This is a genomic window from Sneathiella sp. (assembly GCF_029233945.1).
Taxonomy (GTDB): Bacteria; Pseudomonadota; Alphaproteobacteria; order Sneathiellales; family Sneathiellaceae; genus Sneathiella.
On the sequence record NZ_JARGOQ010000029.1, the window covers coordinates 1 to 23846 of the forward strand.

Genomic DNA, 23846 nt, shown 5'->3' on the forward strand with positions numbered 1-23846 from the left:
GTTGCCGGGGTGTCGCGGGATATTTGCAGGCTTGGCGCTAATATTTCCGTTCGATAGCAAATCCTTTTTCCTTGAGTAGAGAGAGAATTCCTTCATCCCCTGGAAGATGAAGCGCGCCGATACCGACAAACGCGTTCCCGCGGGCCAGTTCGGGGAGCATCCGTTCCACCATGCGATGGTTTCGGATGTAAATAAGATCCGCTGTCATTATCTTGCTGAGCGCCGCACTCATATCTTCAAGGGTTTCTTCAAGGTCGCAGGCGATCCAGCCCGTATTGCCGGATAGATAATAGCTCGTCATTTGTTCGAGTTCTTCATCGAGCTCGGAATGTTCCGCCATTGCCTGATCCAGATATTCAAGTTGCACGGCCCCTGACATGGAGTTGAAAATATCCAGCTGCTCTTTGTTGCTCTCCAGGGAGATGACACGCTTGCCAGCGTTTCGGGCGGATTTTTCAAGTTCCTTATCTAGCAAGGTAAGGGTGCGGCTGTCATTTCCTCCAGCAGGCAAAGGCTGGCTGATAATGGTTGCTGCGGCCCATATCTTTATCCGGTCGAGCGTGGCCGGGGTCATTCCATAGGGCGCGACGAGCCTTGTGAGTTCTGTAAAGCGGTTATCGCCGATTTTTCCTCGCAAGCTTTCTCCGGGTTTGAGTAACAGCAGTTGCTGGTTGCGGGCCAATTCGTCATCTTTTAGTGAAGTTTCAAAGATTGCCGTGCTGGAGGCGATGAAAACCTGCATGACCACGCCGGGAAGATGGAGGATACGTGGATCCCGTGAATGCATGGTGCCAAAAATATAGCTCGGCGGAGTGCCCTCCCGCGATATCTTCCAGAGGCGCCCTTCATCGAAAGGCCGATCGGCGCAGTTTTCCGGCGGAAGTGGTTTGGCGAGAGCAGGGGATGACGACCCCACGGACAGGAGCAGGAAGATAAAGGCAAAGAAAAGCCTTGCAAGCATCGTCATTGATAAACCTCGTCAATTGCGAATACGCCGGATAAATCCTACACTAGCATATAGTTTCGTATTTTCACCTGGTAGCCGAAAAAGGAGCGAAGAGATGATGGCCGTTGAATACTATCAAATGTTTTTGAAGCGGTTATTGATGCTGACAATGCTCTTCACCGGAATGGCGGCGACGGTTCATGCCTCAGAGGAGGACGTGGTCGTCTTCGCGGCGGCCAGTATGTCTGAAGCCATATCAGCGCTGGGCACAGAATTTGAAAAACGTACCGGCTTTCCGGTCATCGCTTCCTTCGCGGGGAGCGGAACCCTGGCGCGTCAGATAACGGAAGGCGCGCCAGCAGATATTTATATTTCAGCGAATTTGTCCTGGATGGACTATCTTGATCAGTCGGCTTTGCTTGAGCCGGGAAGCGAGGTGGTAATTGCCTCTAATAAGCTGGTTCTTGTGGCCCCAAGTGAGACAAAACTTCCAGACCCTTTCCAATTCGAGAAGTTGCCGGTTATTCTCGGGACGGGACGGCTTGCAATCGGTAACCCGGCGCATGTGCCCGCAGGCACCTACGCGAAGGCGGCACTTGAATCACTCGGACTGTGGGAGAAAATTGAGGGTAATCTGGTGATGTTGCCGAATGTCCGGGCGGTTCTGGCCCTTGTGGACAGGGGGGAGGTGCCGTTCGCGATCATCTATGAAACGGATATGCGGCTTGCTAAGAATATTCAGCTTGCCGCCGTGTTCCCGCGTGATTCCCATCCGCCGATTTCTTATGCCATGGCGAAGATTAAGGGGAATGACGGCCATTCAACCGGTCTATTTTATAAATTTGTGCGATCAGAGGAGGGGCGAGAAATTCTCCGGCGGCATGGCTTCCTCGCGTTCGAGAATTAGCCGTTGCGGGATCGCCCGCCAAGCACATGGCCGCTTCCAGACCGTCCCTTGCTTGAGCGACCTTGCGGTCGACCGGTGTTCGGACCGCCAATGCCAAGCTCACGATCCTGCAACTTCTTGATTTCATCGCGTAGCCGGGCTGCTTCTTCAAATTCCAGGTCTCCGGCCGCGGTACGCATTTTCTTCTCAAGGTCTTCGATATGGGCTTCAAGATTATGCCCGATCATATGACTTGCATCTTCGAGACCCAGGCTGACGTTATAATGATCTTGCTCATAGACGCTCTGCATGACGTCGCCGATATTCTTCCGGATCGACATGGGCGTGATGCCATGTTCTGCGTTAAACGCCTCTTGTTTATCCTTGCGCCGTTTGGTCTCATCAAGGGCGAATTGCATGCTTTTCGTGATCTTGTCCGCATAGAGAATGACGCGGCCATCCACATTCCGGGCCGCACGGCCGATTGTCTGAATCAATGAAGTGGAGGAGCGGAGGAAGCCCTCTTTATCTGCATCAAGGATCGCCACAAGCGCGCATTCGGGGATATCCAGTCCCTCCCGCAGCAAGTTGATGCCAACCAGCACGTCAAAGGTGCCGAGGCGGAGATCGCGAATAATTTCAATGCGTTCCAGAGTGTCGATATCCGAATGAAGATAGCGGACCTTGATGCCGTTTTCATGGAAATACTCGGTCAGGTCCTCCGCCATTTTTTTGGTCAGGGTGGTAACCAGCACGCGCTCGCCTTTCGCGGCGCAGAGCTTGCTTTCGCGCATCAGGTCGTCCACTTGCTGTTCAACAGGACGGATAATGCAGTCTGGGTCTGTCAATCCGGTGGGGCGGATGACCTGCTCCACGAATGCACCGCCGGTTCGTTCCATTTCCCAGGGACCGGGAGTGGCGGAAACGAAAACGGTCTGCGGCCGCATGGCCTCCCATTCCTCGAACTTGAGTGGACGGTTATCCATGCAGGAGGGCAGGCGAAAGCCATAGTCGGAAAGCGTTGATTTTCGGCGGAAGTCGCCTTTATACATGGCGCCGATCTGGCTGACGGTAACATGGCTCTCGTCAACCATCAGCATGGCGTTGTCCGGCAGATACTCAAACAGGGTCGGCGGTGGCTGTCCTGGGCCGCGACCGGATAGATAGCGGGAGTAATTCTCGATCCCCGCGCAGGCACCCGTTGCTTCCATCATTTCGAGGTCAAACATGGTCCGTTGTTCCAGACGCTGCGCTTCAAGTAGCTTGTTCTGTGCGTCAAACTCCGCAAGGCGGGATTTCAGCTCCTGCTTGATCTGTTCCTGCGCCTGTTTCAGGGTCGGTTTTGGTGTTACATAATGACTGTTCGCATAGACGCGTACTTCCGAGAGGCTGCCTGCCTTCTCTCCCGTCAGGGGATCAAACTCCGTGATACTTTCCAGCTCATTGCCGAAAAGTGAGAGGCGCCAGGCGCGATCCTCCAAATGGGCCGGGAAAATCTCAACGGTGTCGCCGCGCACCCGGAACGTACCGCGCGTAAAACTTGCATCATTCCGGCGGTACTGGATTTCCACCAGCTGACGGAGCAGGTTCTGCCGGTCGAATTCCTTGCCGACTTTCAGATCAAGGGTCATCTCACTATAGGTCTCAACCGAGCCGATACCGTATATGCAAGAGACCGAGGCGACGATGATAACGTCATCACGTTCCAGAAGGGCGCGCGTGGCCGAATGGCGAAGCCGGTCGATCTGCTCATTCACCGAGGCGTCTTTTTCAATATAGGTATCCGTCCGGGCGACATAGGCCTCGGGCTGATAATAGTCATAATATGAGACGAAATACTCGACGGCGTTGTTGGGGAAAAACGCCTTCATCTCGCCGTAGAGCTGCGCGGCAAGCGTCTTGTTATGGGCGAGAATGAGGGTGGGCCGTTGCATTTCCTCGATAACCTTGGCCATCGTGAAGGTTTTACCGGAGCCGGTTACACCTAGGAGCACCTGATCTTTTTCATGCTGTTTTATGCCCGCGACAAGGTCGCTAATGGCCTCGGGTTGATCGCCGGCCGGTTCATATTCCGAGACGACCTCGAACGCGATGCCGCCTTCCGACTTTTCAGGCCGGAGCGGACGATGCGGAATGAACGGCGCCGAAGCGTCTTCCAATCCGGATGTTTCATTTTTGTTCTCAATTTGCATAGATTGGTTATAGGGTGCTTGACCTCAAATTTCCAACTATATCTGAGTCAGTTTATGAAATTTTGGTGATTGGCTGCGGTGGCCAATATCAGGATTTGAGGGTGCCGCCCGGACGTCCTTGGACAGGGGGAAGGGGACAGTTCCGGGCGGCGGCTTGAAAGACTTAAGACTGCCAGAAAGATTTTGCAGTTTCTGATTTTGCTTCTGAGGCGGAAAGCCCCATGTCGGTTAAATATACCTTATCCAGGCCGGCAAGCTGATGCCGCATGGTTTCCCGTTCCTGCCATTGCATAATTGTTGAGGCAATAGATCCGATGATGCCGTTGCCGCTAACATGTCCATTGGCAGGTGCAAGATGTATGTTTCCGCCATTTATATATGATTTTGTTGCCATTTTCCTATTCCTTCACTTACGTAGAGGAGCCTCCTTGCGGGCTTCTCCGGTTATTCTGATGGAGTATATTTGACAATTTTCAGACTTGATTACAAACGACAAATTCTAATAGAATGAGTTAGTTTTTCTAATCTGAAATGGGAACTGAATATGCGCCTTCCCCCTTTAAAGGCACTCCGCAGCTTTGAGGCCGCCGCCCGGCATTTAAGTTTTTCTAAGGCAGCGGAGGAATTGTTCGTGACCCCTGCTGCCGTCAGCCATCAGGTCAAGGCACTGGAGGATTGGCTCGGTGTTTCTTTGTTCAAGCGATTGAACCGGGCAGTTATCCTGACAAATGAAGGTCAGAATTATGTTGTCAATATCCGCAACGGCCTCGAGATGATTGGGTCGGCAACCGAGAAAATCATGCAGGAGGACGCATCCGGCGCGTTGCATGTGGATACATTGCCGTCATTCGCAGCGCGCTGGCTGTTGCCGCGCCTCAGCCGCTTTCGGGATGAACATCCAGATATCGACGTGCGGCTTTCCGCTTCCGATCATCTTACCGATTTCAACCGGGAGGATGTGGATGTCGTTATACGATACGGGCATGGAAATTATCCGGGCCTCCGGGTGGACAATCTCCTGACAGAGGAGGTGATGTTCCCGGTTTGCAGCCCGAGCCTGTTTGAAGGAAAGCATCCTCTGCGCACGCCGGAAGACCTTAAATACCATACATTGCTGCATGACGATATGCGGATTGACTGGCAGGCATGGTTGACCATGGCTGGAGTGGTGGATGTAGATCCGAAAAAGGGGCCAAGCTTTAACGACAGCTCCATGTTGCTCACGGCGGCGATGGAGGGGCAGGGTGTGGCTCTGGGCCGTAGTACGCTTGCCGCGGATGATCTGATTGCCGGGCGGTTAGTTCAGCCCTTCGATATCCAACCAATGCAGGCCGGTCATGCCTATTACCTTGTGAGTCCCGAAGATATGGCTGATCGCCCGCGCATTGCCGCATTTCGCCGCTGGATTCTGGAAGAGGCGTCGGTGAATTCCGGGCGGTTTAAATCCCGCACCGAACAATCGATTGAGCCGTCCTCATAAGAAGCGATTAGCTTCGTAGTTTATAATCGGTGCGAAAGCCGACCTGATGCTGTCTCCGGTTTATCAAGAAATTAGCTTCTGCCATCAAAAAGCGGGTGGTCTCAAGGTGGAATAAGCGCTATAGATCAGTTGCTTGTAGGCGCGCATTTGCGCCCTGAATTTACCCTAGCCGAGAGAGATGGGAAGTTATGTCTATTATTGCGGAAAGCCTGGGACGCATTAAACCCTCTGTTACCATTGCCGTGACTACCAAAGCAGCTGAGCTGAAGGCCGCCGGCCGCGACGTAATTGGTCTTGGCGCCGGAGAGCCGGATTTCGATACGCCGGACAATATCAAGGAAGCGGCAATTCGCGCAATTAACGAGGGCAAGACGAAATACACGGCTGTGGATGGCATTCCTGAGCTGAAAAAGGCGATTTGCGAGAAGTTCAAGCGCGACAACGGCCTTGATTATGAACCCTCACAGGTGACTGTCGGCACTGGCGGCAAACAGATTATTTATAACGCCCTAGTTGCCACGTTGAACCCGGGCGATGAAGTTTTGATCCCGGCGCCTTATTGGGTTTCTTACCCGGACATGGTTCTGCTGGGCGGCGGGGAGCCGGTGTTCGTGCCGACCACTGCGGCAAACGGATTCAAGATGCAGCCAGCAGACCTGGAGGCGGCCATTACACCGAATACCAAATGGCTGATTTTCAACTCTCCCTCCAACCCTTCTGGCGCGGGGTACAGCCATGATGAGTTGAAGGCGCTAACCGATGTGTTGCTGCGTCATCCGCAGGTCTGGATCCTGACGGATGATATGTATGAGCATCTGGTTTATGGCGATTTCAAATTTGCGACCCCGGCGGAAGTCGAGCCCAAGCTCTATGAGCGGACGCTGACGATGAACGGGGTTTCAAAATCCTATGCGATGACGGGCTGGCGCATCGGGTACGGCGCCGGGCCGGTTGAGTTGATCAAGGCAATGGCGAAGGTACAGTCGCAAAGCACCTCCAATCCCTGCTCCATCAGTCAGTATGCGGCTGTTGAGGCGCTGAACGGGCCGCAGGGCTTTATCGATGAGCGGGCGAAAGTCTTTGAAGAACGACGCGATCTGGTGGTCAGCATGCTCAATCAGGCCATCGGCCTGAATTGCCCGATGCCGGAAGGGGCGTTTTATGTCTATCCCTCCTGCGAGGGGTGCATTGGTAAGAAAACGCCGGAAGGCAAAGTGATCGAGAATGACTTCGATTTTGTCTCGGCTCTTCTTGAGACGGAGGGCGTGGCCGTCGTGCATGGAGAGGCATTCGGTCTATCTCCGCATTTTCGTGTCTCCTACGCGACGTCAACCGAAGCGCTGACGGAAGCCTGTGAACGTATTCAGCGGTTCTGTTCCAGCCTGAGCTGATCCGCAATAAATGGTTGCTAAAAGGCGGTCGATGATTCGGCCGCCTTTTTTTATGGCACCAACAAAGGGAAGAAAAATAAATCGGCGGCCGCACAATTCTGCGCGCTCCCGTAGCGTCGCGAAATTTTTTCTTGCACCGTTGGAGATGGAGGAGGAACATTAGATTTATCTAACAAATAAGGGAGGCACGTCATGGTCGTAGACAAGCCAAAGGGGCCTCGCAGCATCGCGCTGGTAGGCCCCTATTCAAGCGGGAAAACTACTCTTCTGGAAGCCATCCTGCATATCTGCAACGAAACAGACAGAAAAGGAAGTGTGTCAGCGGGCACATCCTGCGGGGACAGCTCCAAGGAAGCGCGGGAGCGACAAATGAGCGTAGAGGTAAACGCTGCCCATGCTCAGTATCTTGGCGATGAGTTCACTATTCTGGACTGCCCCGGTTCAATCGAATTTTTTCAGGAAACCGAGAATGCGCTTGCCGGAGTGGATGCCGCAGTGGTCGTTTGCGAGCCGGAGAGCGAACGTGTTTTGACACTGTCGCCATTGCTTAAAAGTCTTCAGGAAAGGGGGCTGCCGACATTTATTTTTGTGAACAAGATAGATAAGGCCTACGGCTCCGTCCATGATCTATTCAACTCCCTTCAGGCGGTGTCCGATCGCGCACTTGTCCTGCGTCAGGTGCCAATTTTCAGAGACAACATAATCAGCGGCTATGTCGATCTTGCCTCCGAACGAGCCTATGTCTATAAGGAGGGCGCTGCATCGCGCATCATCGACCTGCCGCCTGAAATGGCGGAAGAGGAGGGAACATCGCGCTTTGAGATGCTCGAAAAGCTGGCGGATTTCGATGATCATCTGATGGAAGAATTGCTTGAGGATATTGAGCCGGAGCAGGAGGAAATATATTCGCTGTTGCAGAATGACCTTCGCGACGGGCTGGTAACGCCGGTTTTCCTTGGCTCTGCGGAAAATGAAAATGGGGTGCGCCGACTTTTGAAGGCCTTGCGTCATGAAGTGCCGGAAGCTTCGATCGCCGCGACCCGTGCGGGATATGGCTCCAATTCAGACGACGTTGTTGCTCAAATTCTCAAGACCTATATGTCCGCCCAGGGTGGGAAACTGTCTTTAGCGCGCATATGGTCCGGACATGTTAATGATGGCGACAGCTTCGATGTGGGGCGGATAGGGGGACTCTTTCGGTTGCAGGGCGGAAAGTCTGATAAGCTGGATAGTGCAAAGGCGGGCGAGATCATCGCTTTTGGGCGTCTTGAAGCCGCGCAAACCGGCGATGTGCTTATGGCGGATAAAACAATCACTTCGCCGACAGACGCCGTTCTGGAGCCCGTTTATAGTATCGCGCTGGTGCCGGAAAAGCGCGATGACGAGGTAAAACTCTCTGCGGCCCTCAGTAAAATCCTAGAGGAGGATCCGTCTCTCAAGATGGATCATAAGCAGGAAACCCAGGAATTGCTTCTTTTGGGGCAGGGGGAAATCCATCTCAATGTTGCTCTTGACCGGCTGCGTAATAAATATGGTCTGAGCGTTAAGTCGCGCCGTCCGAAAGTAGCCTATAAGGAGGCAATCCGCAAAACCGCGAAGCAGCATGCCCGCTACAAAAAACAAAGCGGCGGGCACGGTCAGTTTGGCGATGTGCAAATCGAAATTAAGCCATTGCCGCGCGGATCGGGATTTAATTTCAATGAGAAAATAGTCGGAGGATCAGTCCCTCGCCAATATATCCCGGCGGTCGAGCATGGCGTGAAAGAATATCTCGCCGAAGGCCCGCTCGGGTTCCCGGTTGTTGATGTTGCCGTTACCCTGTTTGATGGACAATTCCACTCGGTTGACAGTTCGGAGAATTCGTTTCGCTCGGCCGCGCGGATTGCCATGAGCGAGGGCATGCCGAAATGCGATCCGGTCCTGCTGGAACCTATTTACAAAGTGGAACTCTCCATGCCGTCGGAATACACATCGAAAGTTAACAGCATTGTCAGCAGTCGGCGTGGACAGATTCTGGGCTTTGATGCGCGCGACGGATGGGAGGGGTGGGACGCTCTCGTCGCCATGATCCCGGAATCCGAAGTGCACGACCTGATCGTCGATCTGCGCTCCGCCACACTTGGGGTGGGAACCTATCGCAGTGAGTTTGACCACTTGCAGGAGCTGACCGGCCAGAACGCGGAAAAGGTACTCCAAAACCGGACCTGATATGGCATCCGCATACTGCTCACAGACAGTTGACTTGTAGTTGATACCCCGCCGCCCGATTATCTATCTGTAACAGTCGAATTACGGAAGGAACCGGGCGCGTGTTGATTAAAAATCCAAAAGGTTGGGAACTCCCTGAAGCCAAGGCAACGCCGGAAGGCGTTTATTTGAACCGACGGAATATTTTGAAAGGCATGGCGGGCGCTGGACTTATTGCCTCGATTGGCTCGAATACTGCGTTTAGCGGAGCATTTGCTGCGGAAGGCCACGACCCAAGCGCAAGCCTCTATCCGGTCCCACGCAATGATCAGTATAAGGTCACGCGTGAACTAACCCCGGAAAAAATTGTCACAACCTACAATAACTTTTACGAGTTCGGTTCCCACAAGGAGATTTACGAGGCTGCGCAAGCGCTCAAGATAAGGCCCTGGACTGTCAAGATAGATGGCATGGTTGAAAAAGAGATGGAAATCGACATTGACGATCTGCTCGCGCAAATGCCGCTTGAAGAACGTCTTTACCGGCATCGCTGCGTTGAGGCCTGGTCGATGGTGGTGCCGTGGAGCGGGTTTCCGATGAAGGAGCTTGTCAAGCTGGCGGCGCCGACATCCGGGGCAAAATATGTCGTCATGCAGACGTTTGAGGATAAATCCGTGGCTCCGGGACAGCGGCAGTTCTGGTATCCCTGGCCCTATACAGACGGCCTGACGATTGAAGAGGCGATGAATGATCTCACCTTCATGGTGACGGGGCTATACGGAAAACCCCTCCCGAAGCAGAATGGCTCGCCCTTAAGGCTCGCAGCGCCCTGGAAATATGGGTTTAAGCAGGTGAAATCTATCAATCGCATCTCCTTTACCGAGGAGCGGCCTGTAACCTTTTGGGAAACCTTGATTAAGAATGAGTATGGTTTTTGGGCGAATATCAATCCGGAAGTGCCTCATCCACGCTGGTCTCAGGCGAAAGAGAGAGATATCGGCACGGGCGAGAAGATACCGACCCTCCTTTACAATGGCTATGGCGAATATGTTGCCGATATCTATAAGGACATGAAAGGCGAACGCCTCTTTATGTGACCTTGCTTTGCGTCATCTATGCGTGAATTTTCCGTGCGTGGCAGTTTGCGAAAGCCGCCAGTTCTGCTATCAATGTGGAACGAATAAACTGGAATAATTCGAAACTACGCCAAGGAGGGCGATGATATATGGCCAGCGAAGGATACCACGAGTCAGTCGAGGAACTTTCTGATGAAACACGGGATATGCACAGGGCTATCGTCTCCCTGATGGAGGAACTCGAGGCTGTTGACTGGTATAATCAGCGTGTTGATGCATGCAAAGATGAGGAATTGAAGAAGATCCTCGCCCATAACCGTGATGAAGAGAAGGAGCATGCCGCGATGGTGCTGGAATGGATCCGCCGAAGAGATCCGATTATGGACAAGGAGTTGAAGGATTCTCTCTTCAAGGAAGGCCCCATCGGCCATCATCATGAATAACCGACCATAACAGACAAAAAAATGCCGGCCATATGAATGGCCGGCAAGTCTGACAGGAGGTGCATCTCGAATGGAGATGCAAAGGAACAAGTCGGATAGGGAGGAATCCTCTGCTCCTTGCCGGAAAGCCGGCACCTGAATGATATATATTTCAATATCACTCTTTTGTTATATTGGGTTTTGTCCGCGCTTGTGAATATGTAAACCTACATATCGGGCAAGTTTTTCAAATCTGTTGCAAAAAAAAGACCGGCCTCAATGAAGAGGCCGGCTTAGTCTAACAGGGAGGTATTGCCTTGCGGCAATACAGATTACATGTGATTGGGAGGAATACATGCAATCGATATCAGCAGGGAGCTGATATTAGTAAATGCTGCAATGCAACATTCATGCATTATAGATAGCCAATATCTACCATGGTTTCCACCGATAATATTGCAGTGCACCTATGCAAAAAACGCATATCTCTGAAAATCCCTATAAATCATGAAAAGCATTTGCAGGACTTATAGGGGTATATTTTATTGGAAAAAAATGCCGGCCAAATGAATGGCCGGCAAGTCTAACAGGGAGGTACTATGTCAAGAAGACATAGGATTGCAAAAATCAGGGAGGAGATTTTGCAATATCACGCGGGCTCAACGCCCTTGTGAAGACGATTATTGCGTCGCAACATCGCCTGCGGTCTTTCTATAAAAATTGGTAGCGTTAGAAAAGATCAATCTCGTCAATGCTACCATGCATCGCCTGCATGGCTCTGCCGGAAGTGCACTAAAATGCGTACTCTTTGATTTTCTGGATTAGAAAATCACGAAAAATTGTCACTCGCTTGGATTTACGCAATTCTTCCGGATAGACGTAGTAAGTATCGAAAGTCGGTCCCCCTAATTCGGGCAGAATACGAATGATATTGGTGTGACCATGGACAATATAGTCCGGCAGGCTGGCGATTCCGAGGCCGCTTTGTACCGCGAGCAGCAACCCATAGACATTATTGACCTTGAAAACCGGCTCTTTCGTGCGGCCTGCCTTGACCAGATCCTTCAGTAGCCAGTTCAAATTCGCGATATTGGTCGGCGCTTCATCACCATAGGTAATAAGGTTGCTATCCAGGATATCGTCCAAATGCGTGGGCGTGCCATGCTTCTTCAGAAAATCCGGAGAGGCGTAGACATGGTGGTTCACGGTCATCAATTTGCGCTGGATCAGATCGGGCTGAACTGGCGCGCGTAACCGAATGGCAATGTCGGCTTCGCGCATGCCAAGGTCAAGCTCACGATCGGCAAGGATCAGGTTGACAGTAATCTCCGGGTAAAGCTCGATGAACTCCCTTATTCGCGGTGTCAGCCAGTTGGCGCCAAGACCGACTGTCGCGGTTACCCTGAGCTCCCCGGATGGCTTTTCATGAGCATCCATCAACTGGGCTTCCGTCATGGCGAGTTTTGCGAAAACCTCATGCGCTGTCTGGAAAAGCAGCTCCCCCTGCTCGGTCAGCAGAAGGCCGCGAGCATGGCGGTGGAAGAGGGCGACCTGCAGGCTTTCCTCAAGCGCGCTGACCTGACGGCTGACGGCGGATTGGCTAAGATGCAAGGTTTCACCGGCGCGTGTAAAACTGCCAGCCTCGGCTACCGCATGGAAAATGCGTAATTTGTCCCAATCCATATCGATACTCGCGGTGACATTCCGGATGATCCGTCAGTTGCCCCCACGCTCTCCCTATTCGGCGGCTTCTGCCGAGGTGTTTTCATTTTCTGCAATGTATTTCTCGGCTTCCAGCGCCGCCATGCAGCCGGTGCCTGCGGCGGTAACGGCCTGGCGGTATATTTTGTCCTGAACGTCGCCACAGGCAAAAATACCGGGAATATTTGTCGCGGTGGAATCAGGGGCCGTAATCAGATAGCCTTCCCCATCCATATCGAGTTTGCCTTTGAACAAATCCGTGTTCGGGGAGTGACCGATGGCGATAAAGACGCCATGGACGGAAACATCCTGCGTTTCGCCAGTTTTGACGTTGCGAAGGCGTGCCCCGGTGACACCAAAGGGCTCCTCTGCGCCCAGAATTTCATCCAAGGCGTGATCCCAGATAATCTCAATCTTCGGGTTCTTCTTTAGCCGCTCGACAAGAATTTTCTCCGCGCGCAGCTCATCCCGGCGATGAACCAATGTTACCTTGTCGGCATGGTTGGTGAGATAGATGGCCTCTTCCACCGCCGTGTTGCCACCGCCAATGACCATGACCTCCTTACCGCGATAGAAAAAACCGTCGCAGGTTGCGCAGGCGGAAACGCCAAAACCCATGTATTTCTGCTCTGTCGGCAACCCAAGCCATTTCGCCGCGGCTCCGGTCGCGATGACAACCGATTGGGCGATATATTTAGTGCCCGAATCCGCCGTTGCCACAAACGGGCGCTGATTGACGTCCAAATCGACAATATAATCGTTGAAAATGCGGGTGCCGACGTTGCGGGCTTGTGCCTCCATCTGCTCCATCAGCCATGGGCCTTGAATAGTGTCTGCAAAGCCCGGATAATTTTCCACATCGGTCGTGATCGTCAGCTGGCCACCGGGTTGTATCCCATGGACGAGAATCGGATCAAGGGACGCGCGGGCCGCATATATTGCGGCGGTATCCCCGGCCGGGCCGGAGCCAATGATAAGAACATCTGTATGATGAATTTCCGTCATGTCGAACTCCGGGACAAAGTCGTTCTGATATCTAGGGTACAGAGTTATTTATATCTTGCGGAGAAGCCATGCAAGGGCAAGCCGTAACTTTGCCCAATATGCCGCAGTTTTCGGCAACTTATAGCGCTGAAAAGCGTTTCGTAAGAATTTTCCGGACATTTTGCGCAATCTTTTGAGTCTCAAGAAGTGGTGGATAGCTCCAGCTTTCAAGATTTCCCGTGAAGGGGCGGGTATAGCCTCTCTCCCGCATGATATGATGAAAATGGTTGAACTTTGCATTGCCGCCCGGAAGCTCGAAAATATGTACCGGTTTTCCCATCGAACAGGCCTCGCAGACCATATTAACAGAATCACCAGTCACAATGAGTGAGTCCGCAAGCGCGAGATAACCGAAATACGGGTTCTCCCCGTCCCCAGTCCATATCTGATGCGGTACGTTTTTGAGTGCCGATTTCAGGATAGCTTCATTCCCTGCGCCTGTTCGCCGGGATGTCGTGACGAGATAGCTGCATCCCGTATCCTGATGTAACGCTTCCAGCTTCCGCACGAGATCACGCATCACCTCTTCGGTCATGTCGTAGCAGCCATTGCTCCCGCCGACGAGAACGGCAACGCGCGGCGGTGCAAGATGTGTGACTTGGCCTCTGAACTTCTCACCCGCTTCCTGTAGTTTCTCCGGTGTAATTCGGCCGAGTGCGCCAAGGCAGACCAGCACATTTCCGCCGCGCAGCTTGTCATGCTCAGGCACAATGACCAGATCGAATTTCCCAGCATCGCAATTTGGTGTCTGGATATGGATGGTGAATGTTTTATCGCCACTTGCCTCTTTTATCGCCAAATTCAAGGGGATTGACTGGCGTCCACAGCTGATCAGGACGTCCGGCCATGGGGGCGTCAATATCTCTCCCCGCTTGTCGAGGGATTTGAGCGGATTGATCCAAAGCTGTGGCGGAAGCCAGCGCCAGGGCTTGGTGGTCTTTATTCTTTTTACTGTAAAATCAAGGCCTAAGGCTTCAGCCAAGCCGATGCACTGGATTTCCATGCCCGCACTGCCGTCCGTGACAACCCAGCAGGACGCCCAGTTTAATTTGCTGTCCGCATTCATTTTTCTGGCATAAGCCCTGCATCTGGCGCGGGTCAAGTGTTTTGGCGCCATTTGGGTAATTTTCTTACTCTTTTGGCATAGTCCCTGCTTCTATAGCTTGGCCTTGCGCATTCTTTGTAATAATATTGCGCGTAACTGACAGTCGGAGGACATAATGCAACGCGTAAAGCTGGACGAAATCGATCGCCGTATTCTGCATGATTTGCAGGAAAACGGTCGCATCACCAATGTAGAACTGGCGAAAAATGCCGGCATTTCCGCGCCTCCCTGCCTCCGGCGGGTCCGAGCTCTTGAGGAGGCGGGATATATCGAAGGGTATCATGCACAGTTGAACTCGGAACATCTTGGCTTCGGGGTTACAGTGTTTGCGTTGGTTGGCCTGCAAAGTCAGGCGGAAACCGACCTTTCTGCCTTTGAAAGTCTGGTTAAGACCTGGCCGCTGGTTCGTGAATGCTACATGCTGGCGGGCGAAAATGACTTTATTTTGAAAGTCGTGGCAAAGGACTGGGACACATATCAGCATTTTCTGACCCATGAACTCACAGGGGCACCGAATGTGGAGCATGTAAAGACATCGCTTGGCATTCGGGTATCGAAATTCCTGCCCGGTGTCCCGGTGGAACTCGGCGATGGCCGGGAAGAGAACGAATAAAACGAAAATTATTTCCTACCGAATTGTTTTTAGAAAAAGACTGGGAGACTCTTTTGACTAAAAATCCATATCAGGCTGACCTTGAAAGCAATCGCGCGAATTACGAGCCTCTGTCACCGCTGACATTCTTGTCCCGGTCTGCGGAAGTTTACCCCGACAAGACGGCGATCGTGCATGGCGACCTCAGCTATAATTATCGGGAGTTTTATGCGCGTGCCCGCCAGCTTGCGAGTGCGCTTGCGAAGCACGGTATCGGGGAGGGGGATACGGTCTCGATGATGGCGCCAAATATCCCGTCAGTACTGGAGGCGCATTATGGCGTGCCTATGGTCGGGGCTGTTCTCAACACGCTCAATACACGTCTTGATGCCGAGGCGCTCGCCTTCATCCTCGATCATGCGGAATGCAAACTGCTGCTGACAGATCGGGAATATTCTCCCCTGATCAGTGAGGCGCTATCACTGACAAAGACGAAGCCCATCGTTATCGATATTGACGATTCTCTTGCGGAAAGTGGCGAGCTGATCGGTGATATGGAATATGAGGCTTTCCTCGCGACGGGCGATCCTGATTTCAACTGGCAGGGACCCGCGGACGAATGGCAGGCGATCTCTCTCAATTATACCTCCGGGACAACCGGCGATCCCAAGGGAGTCGTCTATCATCATCGCGGCGCTTATCTTTCGGCGATGGGAAATGCGGTTTCCTGGAGCCTGCCGAAGCACCCGGTGTATCTCTGGACCCTCCCCATGTTTCATTGCAACGGTTGGTGCTTCCCCTGGACATTGACGGCGGTGGGCGGCACCCATGTTTGCCTTCGCAAGATTGAGGCGGGTGCAATTTATGCTGAGATGCAGCGAAATAATGTCGACCATATGTGTGGCGCGCCGATTATTCTCTCCATGCTGATCAATGCCTCGGATGAAGATAAGGCAAAGGCCCCGTCCGGCGTTAAATTCATGGTCGCCGCCGCGCCGCCTCCGGCAACCGTACTCGCAGAAATGGACGGCATGGGGTTTGATGTTACTCATGTGTATGGCCTGACGGAAACTTACGGGCCCTCAGTTCTTTGCGACTGGAATTCGGATTGGAACGAAAAGTCAGTGGAGGATCGGGCGGCACTCAAAGCGCGTCAGGGCGTGCGTTATCACGCGCTCGCCGATCTTGATGTGATGGACCCGGAGACGATGACGCCTGTGCCGCACGACGGTGCCACAATGGGCGAAGTGATGCTGCGTGGTAACTTGATCATGAAGGGGTATTTAAAGAACCCAAAGACCACTCAGGCTTCCTTTAAGGATGGCTGGTTTCATTCCGGCGACCTTGGCGTCATTCATGAAGACGGCTATCTGGAGCTTCGTGACCGATCGAAAGATATCATCATTTCAGGTGGTGAGAATATATCCACTATCGAGGTTGAGGGCGTGCTTTATAAGCATCCGGCGGTCCTGGAGGCGGCGGTCGTTGCGCGACCGGATGATAAATGGGGAGAGACGCCTTGCGCCTTTATAACGCTGAGGGAAGGTAAATCCGTGTCAGAGGACGAAATTATCCAGTTCTGCCGTGAAAATATGGCCCGCTTTAAATGCCCGAAAACGGTTGTCTTTGAGGAACTACCGAAAACGTCTACGGGGAAGGTGCAGAAATTTGTCCTTCGCGAGAGGGCGAAGAATATCTGATCGATTTTGTAGCTGCTGCCCGATTATCAAAAAATTAACCAAGAATAGGCCATATTGACGCCAGTTCCTGGTTAGGAGGGCATGAATGTGAGCCATTATTTGGTAACCGAAGAAAATCCTGAGGGTAAAAAGCTTGAGGATGTACTTTCTATGATCCGAAAGGACATTCTGGACCGTTGTGCATTGATCACCGATGACCCGCGGGCTGAAGCAAAAGCAGTTTTAACCAATAATATGCGGATCCTCAATCTACTGACAGACGCGGTATTGCTGGCAGAAGACAGCACCAACATCCTTGATAAGGCGTTCGGGCCGAGTCAGGCGTCAAAGGGCGGTCCGCCACGTATCGGACACCTGTAAAGATTTGGAAATACATCAGAATTAGTTGAGGGGGCTGCCAAATTCGGCGCCCCCTCTTTTTTTATGCCTCAACCTGTCAGACTTGCTTCTGATGGGCCAGATTAAAACTCCGAAATCGCCTAGGAGTCAAGAGGCTATGTTACAATTTTATGAAACATTGATGGGGTTTAGCCAAAAAAAGAGCCGCCCTTAAAAAAGGCGGCCCAAGTCAACAGGGAGGCGTCATAAAGACTGGAATAGGGATTCCAACCTTAAGTAACCCAAAGCGGGCTACAGCATTCAACTTAACCATCAATTCTTAAATTACAATTAACGAATATGAAGTTTTGTGAATTTTTTCGCAATTTTCCCAATGATTCGCTTTCGCGGAATTATGGACAATGCAATAAACGCTAGCTTTTGAAAAATCCGGCCGCTGCATTTTGGGCGGCTTCCTTCTTGGTTATTACTTTTTTCGTTTTCTCGATTTCCTCAGTCAGCGCGGCAATATAGTCGTGAAGATCATCTATCGACATGCTATCGAAATTGACCGGTTTTTGCCCAAGGGCGGGTTTGTTATCGTCATCACTTGTCATCGTCATATTCCTCAATATGCTAGGCTGTCATTTTGACAAGAATAATGAATCGTTCCATGACTGTCTGCGACTTTGCACGGGACAGCCCAAAATAACCTGGAGAAAAAAATGACAACTCTACCCGAGACAATGACAGCCATTGAGATCAAGGAGTTTGGAGGACCGGACGGATTGGTGCCCGCGAGCCGCCCGGTGCCGTCTCCCGGTCATGATGAAGTGCTGATCAAGGTTGCCGCCGCCGGGGTGAACCGTCCCGATGTGCTGCAGCGTATGGGGGGCTATGCGCCGCCTCCAGGGGCTTCTGATATACCGGGCCTTGAAGTCTCCGGTACCGTTGTAGCGGTGGGTGCGGGTGTTACAAAATATAAAGTGGATGATCAACTCTGCGCGCTGGTGGCCGGCGGCGGCTATGCGGAATATTGCGTGGCACCGGAAGCGCAATGCCTGGATATCCCGGAAGGGTTTGATCTGGTGGAAGCTGCGGCTCTGCCGGAAACCTTCTTCACTGTCTGGACAAATGTCTTTGATCGCGGGCGGCTGACGGGCGGCGAGACTTTTCTGGTGCATGGCGGGGCAAGCGGAATTGGTACAACAGCGATCCAACTCGCCAAGGCGTTCGGCGCACGCGTGTTCACGACGGCATCGACAGATGAGAAATGCCGTGCTGTGGAAAAGCTCGGTGCTGAGCGCGGGATCAACTATAAGACTGAGGATTTCGTCTCTGTCGTCAAGGAACTCACAGACGGTAAGGGCGTTGATCTTATTCTGGATATGGTCGGCGGAGATTATATTCAGCGTAACATTTCTGCGCTTGCGGTGGAAGGACGTCTTGTCTATATCGCATTTCTTGGCGGAGCGGAGGTCAAAGTCAATTTCGCCGCAATGATGTTAAAGCGGCTGACGATCACCGGATCAACCTTGCGCCCGCAGTCTGTTCAGGCAAAAGCCGAGATTGGGGAGCGGCTGAAAGCAAAAGTCTGGCCCCTGCTTTCCGCTGGTACCGTAAAGCCGGTAATGGATAGTACTTTCCCTTTAAGTGAGGCGGCGGCGGCCCATCATCGCATAGATGACTCCTCCCATATCGGGAAAATCGTTTTAAAGGTTTAGGTGTGGACTTTAGGGCTGTTTTTCGCCATATACATACAAGAATTACATACAGGCCCGAATATTCAGTAATCGGACCGAAAAGGAGACTTTATGGTAACGCCATTATTGCCAAAGGCGACGGCTGTTTGGCTCATTGACAATACATCCTTGTCATTCAATCAGATTGCGGATTTTTGCGGTCTGCATTCCCTAGAGGTTCAGGGAATTGCCGATGGTGAGGTTGCTGTGGGTATTGTCGGACTGGACCCGATTTCCAACGGACAGCTCACGCAGGCAGAGATTGACCGATGCCAAGGGGACACGACGGCGCGCCTTGAGATTAGCGAGCCTGCAGGCGATGTACCGCAACCCCGCCGGCGGGGAGGGCGCTATACGCCTGTATCCCGTCGCGGTGATCGTCCGGATGCGATTTCCTGGTTGATTAAGTTTCACCCTGAACTGACCGATGCTCAGATTTCAAAGTTGGTCGGAACGACGAAGACGACAATCAATGCCGTTCGCGATCGGTCCCACTGGAATTCCCAGAATATCCGTCCGCGAGATCCGGTGAGCCTCGGCATTTGCACCCAGCTTGAACTGGATGAGGCCGTCAAGAAATCCGCTCATCGCCGCACGGATGAAGACCGTGGTAAATTGATGGAAGAGGTCGCTGCGGCCGTTGCCGCAGAGGCTGCGGCTGTTCCGCTCACGCCGTATGAGTTGAAGAAGCAGCAGGTTCAGAAAGAAGAAGCCTATGATCCGCGCGCGGAGGCTGAAGCGGTCTTCGGGAAAGCGGCCGAGAAGAAAAAGAACGATGATGGCAGCAAAGCAGATGCCGCCAAGAATTTTGCAGATCTATTTAAATCATCCTCTAACGATTGATTAACGGCCAGTGATAAAGATGACCCGCGAAAATTTGATTTTTCGCGGGTTTTTTGATGTCGTTGGTTTGCTCTGCGGCGCTTTGTCCCGTCGGTAACTATTGACATCTTGGTCTGACAGTTGTTTTTCTAAAATCAAATAATACAAATTCCGGGAGGCAATCAATGGCCAGCTATGAAGAAGATTACGAGAGGTCTTTGCAGGATCCAGAAGCGTTCTGGGCGGCGGCTGCGCAGGAGATCAGCTGGAGCAAGCCCTGGGACCGTGTGCTGAATGCGGACAATCCCCCCTTTTATCGCTGGTTCGAAGGGGCAGAGATGAATACCTGCTATAACTGTCTTGATCGACATGTTGAAGATGGGCGCGGGGATCAGGACGCTCTTATATACGACAGCCCGATGACCGGGCAGGTCAAGAAATATACATATCGGGAGCTTACCGATACTGTCGCCCAATTTGCGGGCGCTTTGGCGGGACTTGGCATCACAAAAGGCGACCGGGTGCTGATCTATATGCCGATGGTCCCGGAGACAGCCATTGCCATGCTGGCCTGCGCGAGGATAGGAGCCATTCATTCCGTTGTTTTCGGCGGATTTGCGCCCAAGGAGCTGGCAACGCGCATAGATGATGCCAAGCCCGTTGCGATCATTGCCGCCTCTTGCGGGCTGGAGCCGAACCGCACTATCGCATACAAGCCCCTGATTGACGAAGCCATTGAAATGTCCACCCATAAGCCGGCCAACTGCATTGTTCTGCAACGCCCGGAATGTGAAGCGGATTTGATTGCCGGGCGTGATCATGACTGGCGCGCGCTGGAAGCCGATGCAGAGCCGACGCCCTGCGTTCCCGTTGCCGCGACCGATCCCCTCTATATTCTCTACACGTCTGGTACGACAGGTGTGCCCAAGGGGGTAGTTCGCGATAATGGCGGGCATGCTGTCGCGCTTCGATGGTCCATGAAATATGTCTATGATATCGACCCGGGAGAGGTTTTCTGGGCGGCGTCCGATGTCGGCTGGGTGGTTGGCCATTCCTATATCGTTTACGCGCCGCTCCTGCATGGATGCACGACAATCCTGTTTGAGGGGAAACCTGTCGGGACGCCGGATGCAGGAACCTTCTGGCGGGTGATACAAGATCATAAGGTAAAGGCCCTTTTTACGGCGCCAACAGCGTTTCGTGCGATCCGGCAGCAGGATCCGGAAGGGAAACTCATTCCCAACTATGACCTCAGCAATTTCGTTACCTTGTTTCTGGCGGGAGAACGGGCCGATCCTGATACGATTAGCTGGGCGCAGGATCAGCTTAAAGTCCCCGTCATTGATCACTGGTGGCAGACGGAAACCGGATGGGCCATTGGCGCGAACTGCATGGGCTACGGCATGAAACCTGTGAAACTCGGCAGTCCGACATATCCGGTGCCGGGCTATGATATCCGGATTATCAAGGAGGAGGATGGCAAAACCGAAATGAAGCGCGGCGAAATCGGCGTAATCGCCGTGAAACTGCCGCTGCCGCCCGGATCATTGCCGACGCTTTGGCAGAATGACGAGGGATTTGTCCGGGCCTATATGGCGGACATTCCGGGCTACTATAAGACGGGAGATGCCGGATATGTCGATGAGGACGGATATCTTTTCATCATGGCGCGGACTGATGACATTATTAATGTTGCGGGGCATCGCCTCTCCACCGGCGGCATGGAAGAAGTTCTCGCCGGTCACCGGGATGTCGCCGAATGTGCCGTCATGGGGGTTCAGGATGGGCTGAAAGGGCAAATTCCGCTGGGCTTTGTCGTCCTGAATGCGGGCGTGAATCGCGCTGATGATGATATCCAGAAGGAACTCGTCGCCCTTGTGCGGGAGAAAATCGGTCCGGTTGCGGCCTTTAAACTCGCACTTGTTGTAAAAAGACTCCCCAAAACACGGTCAGGAAAAATTCTCCGTGGCGTTATGCGGAAAATTGCCGATGGGGAAGAGTATAAGGCGCCAGCGACGATTGATGATCCGGAAGTTCTGACAGAAATCACAGAGGCTCTGTCGAAGGCAGGGTATCCGGCTGGTAGTTAGCGGCGGGAATTGCGGCAATTATTTTAGTCTGGCGTTTGCCAGAGCGGCAAGAATGGGCGCGGCATTGGGGTCCGCATCGTCCTTGATCCGCTTCGCTGCCACATAGGTCAACAAGTCCAGATGGATTCGGATGAGAGGCAGAGACAAAGACGAGGCTTTAAAATCACGGCTCGTCAACTCACATATGCCTTCGCCGATTGTTCCCATGATCGGATAGCCGAACGATCCCCCCATACCCTTCAAGTCATGTCCCTGACGGAAGAGGAGTGTCTGCTCGGGTTCTCCGCCGTCACCTTTTTCAAGCTTGGTCAAGGATGTCTCGATCGTTTTAATCACGGCAGGGATACCTGCAAGAAATTCCTCGGTGAGCCCGGCCATTTTCTTGGCCATGCGTTGTTCCATTTCCTTGAGCGATATTCCGCCCGAAGTGCCAACCTTATTCTTTAAAGTGGTCTTAGGATGGTGGATTTCATATCCCTCCATCTTGACAATTTTGGTCATAGCCAACCTTTCAGTGTGGAAAGTTTAAAAGCCGGGAATGTAGACTGTGTCATGTCATTGCCGCCTTTCCATGCCCTCATAGCCGCGCATAGCCCGCCGACGGTCGGGGCCAATGTATTCGGATGCCTTGATAAACGCGCGAGGATTTTCGACCATCCAGACCAACCGATCATGAAGCGAGCCGACCGACACAGGTTTAGAGAGAAATTCGGTTGCGCCTGCATCGCGCGCTTCGATGACATTCTCCATCTTAGTTTGGCCCGATAATACCAGGATCGGCATATAGCGATCGACCCCTTGTTCACTTGCTCGGATGCGCCGTATCAAATCCAGGCCGTTTTCCGGGTTTAAGGAAAGATCTGTTATAACAATGTCTGGTGGATCCTCCAACATCTCCTTGAAGCAGCTTTTTGCATCATAGCATCCCCTTGAGCTAACAATGTTCATCGCCAGCAAGATACTTTTCATGAGCAAATGCATATTTTTATTGTCATCGACAAAGATAATATTGAGATTTCTGAAATTGTAGTAATTTGCCATGAGTTTAACTTAAGGTCATTTTCCGTCTCAATATGAGGTTCATTCGCAACTCTAAACAAAATTTCCTAATTTTTGATAGAGTTCAGCATTAAACAATTGCAAGGCTTTGAAAGCAACCCATTGCTGTATTCTTAATATGGAGAATATCTAAAAAGGAGGTGAAAATGCCAAAAGCCATAGATATCGATGCTGTCCTAAGTACATTGACGCCGCTTCACAACCGCGGTCTCGATACATCGGAAGAAGAAGCCAGTGCAGCATTTGCCACGCTCGAAACATTTAACAATGGGGCTGTTTTTACGGGGAGTTTTGATGGAACCAGCCCATGGGAGCGACATCGTGGCGGAGATGAACTCGTTCACATTCTGAAAGGGGAGGCGTGCCTGACAATCCTGTCGGAAAATTCAGAGGGCAGATTTAACCTGAAAGCAGGGATGATGACAGTGGTACCAAAGGGCTGCTGGCATCGATTTCACGCGCCGGACGGGGTCACGGTTTTAACAGCGACGCCGCAGCCGACGGATCATTCCACAGCGGAAGATCCGCGCTGATTCTGGTTGATACCGGGAGAAAATGCCCCATGGCGCGATGCGCCACAGGGTTAGACTGATGGGAAGGCTAACTAGCCGACGTAGTTGACTTCGATGACTTCATACGCCTTGGAACCGCCGGGGGTCATTACCTCAATGCTGTCGCCCTGTTCCTTGCCGATAAGGGCGCGGGCAAGCGGCGCCGTAATGGAAAGGCGGCCTTCTTCGATATTACTTTCGTCTTCACCAACGATCTGATAGCTCGTTTCTTCGTCCGTGTCTTCATCGGCCAGCAAAATCGTCGCGCCGAACTTGATCTGGCGCCCGGAAATGGAGGCAACATCAATGACTTCCGCGCGGCCAAGTTTATCGGCAAGCTCGGCGATGCGACCTTCAATAAGAGATTGCTGCTCTTTTGCGGCATGATACTCTGCGTTTTCGGACAAATCCCCATGCTCGCGCGCGGTCGCAATTGCCTGAATAACCGCCGGACGTGCCGTCGATTTCAGTTCTTTTAACTCTTTTTCGAGCCGAGCGTATCCCGCCGCAGTTATTGGTAGTCTTTCCATCTGAAATCTCAA

Annotated in this window: 23 protein-coding genes; 13 read left to right on the top strand and 10 right to left on the bottom strand. The window is 52.4% G+C overall.

Annotated features, from left to right (window positions below; translation table 11 throughout):
• Window positions 1-37: 37 nt before the first annotated feature.
• Complete coding sequence (locus P1U71_RS10680; protein ID WP_301105592.1) at window positions 38-967, bottom strand: TraB/GumN family protein; 930 nt, start codon at window positions 965-967, stop codon at window positions 38-40.
• Window positions 968-1061: 94 nt separating this feature from the next.
• Between P1U71_RS10680 and modA the strand changes: the two genes are divergently transcribed.
• Window positions 1062-1853 carry a molybdate ABC transporter substrate-binding protein gene (gene modA / locus P1U71_RS10685; RefSeq protein WP_301105593.1) on the top strand — a complete coding sequence of 264 codons (792 nt, stop codon included), beginning with the start codon at window positions 1062-1064 and terminating at the stop codon, window positions 1851-1853.
• Here modA and uvrB read toward each other — a convergent pair.
• The gene (gene uvrB, locus P1U71_RS10690; protein ID WP_367281172.1) at window positions 1850-4024 is read right to left on the bottom strand and encodes an excinuclease ABC subunit UvrB; all 2175 of its coding nucleotides are present in this window, start codon (window positions 4022-4024) and stop codon (window positions 1850-1852) included. The two genes, modA and uvrB, sit on opposite strands and share 4 nt — an antisense overlap.
• A 163-nt stretch (window positions 4025-4187) precedes the next feature.
• The gene (locus P1U71_RS10695) at window positions 4188-4418 is read right to left on the bottom strand and encodes a hypothetical protein (protein ID WP_301105595.1); all 231 of its coding nucleotides are present in this window, start codon (window positions 4416-4418) and stop codon (window positions 4188-4190) included.
• A 144-nt stretch (window positions 4419-4562) separates the two neighbouring features.
• Between P1U71_RS10695 and P1U71_RS10700 the strand changes: the two genes are divergently transcribed.
• The 5 genes from P1U71_RS10700 (at window position 4563) to P1U71_RS10720 (ending at window position 10601) form a co-directional block, all read left to right on the top strand.
• On the top strand, window positions 4563-5504 hold the full coding sequence (locus tag P1U71_RS10700) for a transcriptional regulator GcvA (protein ID WP_367281173.1): 942 nt from the start codon (window positions 4563-4565) through the stop codon (window positions 5502-5504).
• A 188-nt stretch (window positions 5505-5692) separates the two neighbouring features.
• Window positions 5693-6895, top strand: a complete 1203-nt coding sequence (locus tag P1U71_RS10705; protein WP_301105597.1) for a pyridoxal phosphate-dependent aminotransferase — start codon at window positions 5693-5695, stop codon at window positions 6893-6895.
• Window positions 6896-7087: 192 nt separating this feature from the next.
• Entirely contained in the window at window positions 7088-9103 is a 2016-nt protein-coding gene (locus P1U71_RS10710) for an elongation factor G (protein WP_301105598.1), read from the top strand.
• A 101-nt stretch (window positions 9104-9204) separates the two neighbouring features.
• On the top strand, window positions 9205-10179 hold the full coding sequence (gene msrP, locus P1U71_RS10715) for a protein-methionine-sulfoxide reductase catalytic subunit MsrP (RefSeq protein WP_301105599.1): 975 nt from the start codon (window positions 9205-9207) through the stop codon (window positions 10177-10179).
• Window positions 10180-10307: 128 nt separating this feature from the next.
• Window positions 10308-10601, top strand: coding sequence for an encapsulin-associated ferritin-like protein (locus P1U71_RS10720; protein ID WP_301105600.1), 294 nt, complete (start codon window positions 10308-10310; stop codon window positions 10599-10601).
• Window positions 10602-11372: 771 nt separating this feature from the next.
• Here P1U71_RS10720 and P1U71_RS10725 read toward each other — a convergent pair.
• From P1U71_RS10725 to P1U71_RS10735, 3 genes are all read right to left on the bottom strand, one after another.
• Entirely contained in the window at window positions 11373-12263 is an 891-nt protein-coding gene (locus tag P1U71_RS10725) for a LysR family transcriptional regulator (protein WP_301105601.1), read from the bottom strand.
• A 54-nt stretch (window positions 12264-12317) separates the two neighbouring features.
• Entirely contained in the window at window positions 12318-13286 is a 969-nt protein-coding gene (gene trxB, locus P1U71_RS10730) for a thioredoxin-disulfide reductase (RefSeq protein ID WP_301105602.1), read from the bottom strand.
• Between the two features lie 118 nt (window positions 13287-13404).
• The gene (locus P1U71_RS10735; RefSeq protein ID WP_301105603.1) at window positions 13405-14391 is read right to left on the bottom strand and encodes a mitochondrial fission ELM1 family protein; all 987 of its coding nucleotides are present in this window, start codon (window positions 14389-14391) and stop codon (window positions 13405-13407) included.
• Window positions 14392-14545: 154 nt separating this feature from the next.
• On the opposite strand from P1U71_RS10735, the gene P1U71_RS10740 reads away from it, so the two are divergent.
• The 3 genes from P1U71_RS10740 (at window position 14546) to P1U71_RS10750 (ending at window position 17082) form a co-directional block, all read left to right on the top strand.
• Window positions 14546-15043, top strand: coding sequence for an Lrp/AsnC family transcriptional regulator (locus P1U71_RS10740; protein WP_301105604.1), 498 nt, complete (start codon window positions 14546-14548; stop codon window positions 15041-15043).
• A gap of 53 nt (window positions 15044-15096) precedes the next feature.
• Window positions 15097-16722: an acyl-CoA synthetase gene (locus tag P1U71_RS10745; RefSeq protein ID WP_301105605.1), complete on the top strand. Its 1626-nt coding sequence runs from the start codon at window positions 15097-15099 to the stop codon at window positions 16720-16722.
• 87 nt (window positions 16723-16809) lie between these two features.
• On the top strand, window positions 16810-17082 hold the full coding sequence (locus P1U71_RS10750) for a hypothetical protein (RefSeq protein ID WP_301105606.1): 273 nt from the start codon (window positions 16810-16812) through the stop codon (window positions 17080-17082).
• Between the two features lie 392 nt (window positions 17083-17474).
• On the opposite strand, the gene P1U71_RS10755 is transcribed toward P1U71_RS10750, so the two are convergent.
• The gene (locus tag P1U71_RS10755) at window positions 17475-17657 is read right to left on the bottom strand and encodes a DUF1192 domain-containing protein (RefSeq protein WP_301105607.1); all 183 of its coding nucleotides are present in this window, start codon (window positions 17655-17657) and stop codon (window positions 17475-17477) included.
• 108 nt (window positions 17658-17765) lie between these two features.
• Between P1U71_RS10755 and P1U71_RS10760 the strand changes: the two genes are divergently transcribed.
• The 3 genes from P1U71_RS10760 to P1U71_RS10770 all read left to right on the top strand — a co-directional run bounded on the left by P1U71_RS10760 (window position 17766) and on the right by P1U71_RS10770 (window position 21694).
• Window positions 17766-18764 (top strand): NAD(P)H-quinone oxidoreductase, encoded by a 999-nt coding sequence (locus tag P1U71_RS10760; protein WP_301105608.1) that lies wholly within the window; start codon window positions 17766-17768, stop codon window positions 18762-18764.
• A 90-nt stretch (window positions 18765-18854) separates the two neighbouring features.
• Window positions 18855-19625, top strand: a complete 771-nt coding sequence (locus tag P1U71_RS10765) for a DUF1013 domain-containing protein (RefSeq protein ID WP_301105609.1) — start codon at window positions 18855-18857, stop codon at window positions 19623-19625.
• A 164-nt stretch (window positions 19626-19789) separates the two neighbouring features.
• Window positions 19790-21694 (top strand): propionyl-CoA synthetase, encoded by a 1905-nt coding sequence (locus P1U71_RS10770; RefSeq protein WP_301105610.1) that lies wholly within the window; start codon window positions 19790-19792, stop codon window positions 21692-21694.
• 18 nt (window positions 21695-21712) lie between these two features.
• Here the strand turns inward: P1U71_RS10770 and P1U71_RS10775 are convergent, their stop codons facing one another.
• Together P1U71_RS10775 and P1U71_RS10780 are read right to left on the bottom strand one after the other, a co-directional pair.
• Window positions 21713-22195 carry an Hpt domain-containing protein gene (locus P1U71_RS10775; RefSeq protein ID WP_301105611.1) on the bottom strand — a complete coding sequence of 161 codons (483 nt, stop codon included), beginning with the start codon at window positions 22193-22195 and terminating at the stop codon, window positions 21713-21715.
• Between the two features lie 54 nt (window positions 22196-22249).
• The gene (locus P1U71_RS10780) at window positions 22250-22735 is read right to left on the bottom strand and encodes a response regulator (RefSeq protein WP_301105612.1); all 486 of its coding nucleotides are present in this window, start codon (window positions 22733-22735) and stop codon (window positions 22250-22252) included.
• A 164-nt stretch (window positions 22736-22899) separates the two neighbouring features.
• Here P1U71_RS10780 and P1U71_RS10785 point away from each other — a divergent pair, with 164 nt between their 5' ends.
• A complete protein-coding gene (locus tag P1U71_RS10785) occupies window positions 22900-23286 on the top strand; it encodes a cupin domain-containing protein (protein ID WP_301105613.1) in 387 nt (128 codons plus the stop codon).
• Window positions 23287-23357: 71 nt separating this feature from the next.
• Here P1U71_RS10785 and greA read toward each other — a convergent pair whose 3' ends face one another.
• Entirely contained in the window at window positions 23358-23834 is a 477-nt protein-coding gene (greA, locus tag P1U71_RS10790) for a transcription elongation factor GreA (protein WP_301105614.1), read from the bottom strand.
• Between the last annotated feature and the right edge of the window lie 12 nt (window positions 23835-23846).

Coding starts and splice junctions, on each gene's coding strand:
- modA (WP_301105593.1), top strand. CDS start 1,062: ATGATGGCCGTTGAATACTATCAAATGTTTTTGAAGCGGTTATTGATG.
- P1U71_RS10765 (WP_301105609.1), top strand. CDS start 18,855: ATGGTAACGCCATTATTGCCAAAGGCGACGGCTGTTTGGCTCATTGAC.
- P1U71_RS10770 (WP_301105610.1), top strand. CDS start 19,790: ATGGCCAGCTATGAAGAAGATTACGAGAGGTCTTTGCAGGATCCAGAA.
- P1U71_RS10760 (WP_301105608.1), top strand. CDS start 17,766: ATGACAACTCTACCCGAGACAATGACAGCCATTGAGATCAAGGAGTTT.
- P1U71_RS10735 (WP_301105603.1), bottom strand. CDS start 14,391: ATGAATGCGGACAGCAAATTAAACTGGGCGTCCTGCTGGGTTGTCACG.
- P1U71_RS10785 (WP_301105613.1), top strand. CDS start 22,900: ATGCCAAAAGCCATAGATATCGATGCTGTCCTAAGTACATTGACGCCG.
- P1U71_RS10710 (WP_301105598.1), top strand. CDS start 7,088: ATGGTCGTAGACAAGCCAAAGGGGCCTCGCAGCATCGCGCTGGTAGGC.
- greA (WP_301105614.1), bottom strand. CDS start 23,834: ATGGAAAGACTACCAATAACTGCGGCGGGATACGCTCGGCTCGAAAAA.
- P1U71_RS10740 (WP_301105604.1), top strand. CDS start 14,546: ATGCAACGCGTAAAGCTGGACGAAATCGATCGCCGTATTCTGCATGAT.
- P1U71_RS10705 (WP_301105597.1), top strand. CDS start 5,693: ATGTCTATTATTGCGGAAAGCCTGGGACGCATTAAACCCTCTGTTACC.
- P1U71_RS10775 (WP_301105611.1), bottom strand. CDS start 22,195: ATGACCAAAATTGTCAAGATGGAGGGATATGAAATCCACCATCCTAAG.
- P1U71_RS10780 (WP_301105612.1), bottom strand. CDS start 22,735: ATGGCAAATTACTACAATTTCAGAAATCTCAATATTATCTTTGTCGAT.
- P1U71_RS10755 (WP_301105607.1), bottom strand. CDS start 17,657: ATGACAAGTGATGACGATAACAAACCCGCCCTTGGGCAAAAACCGGTC.
- P1U71_RS10725 (WP_301105601.1), bottom strand. CDS start 12,263: ATGGATTGGGACAAATTACGCATTTTCCATGCGGTAGCCGAGGCTGGC.
- P1U71_RS10695 (WP_301105595.1), bottom strand. CDS start 4,418: ATGGCAACAAAATCATATATAAATGGCGGAAACATACATCTTGCACCT.
- P1U71_RS10680 (WP_301105592.1), bottom strand. CDS start 967: ATGACGATGCTTGCAAGGCTTTTCTTTGCCTTTATCTTCCTGCTCCTG.
- trxB (WP_301105602.1), bottom strand. CDS start 13,286: ATGACGGAAATTCATCATACAGATGTTCTTATCATTGGCTCCGGCCCG.
- uvrB (WP_367281172.1), bottom strand. CDS start 4,024: ATGCAAATTGAGAACAAAAATGAAACATCCGGATTGGAAGACGCTTCG.
- P1U71_RS10720 (WP_301105600.1), top strand. CDS start 10,308: ATGGCCAGCGAAGGATACCACGAGTCAGTCGAGGAACTTTCTGATGAA.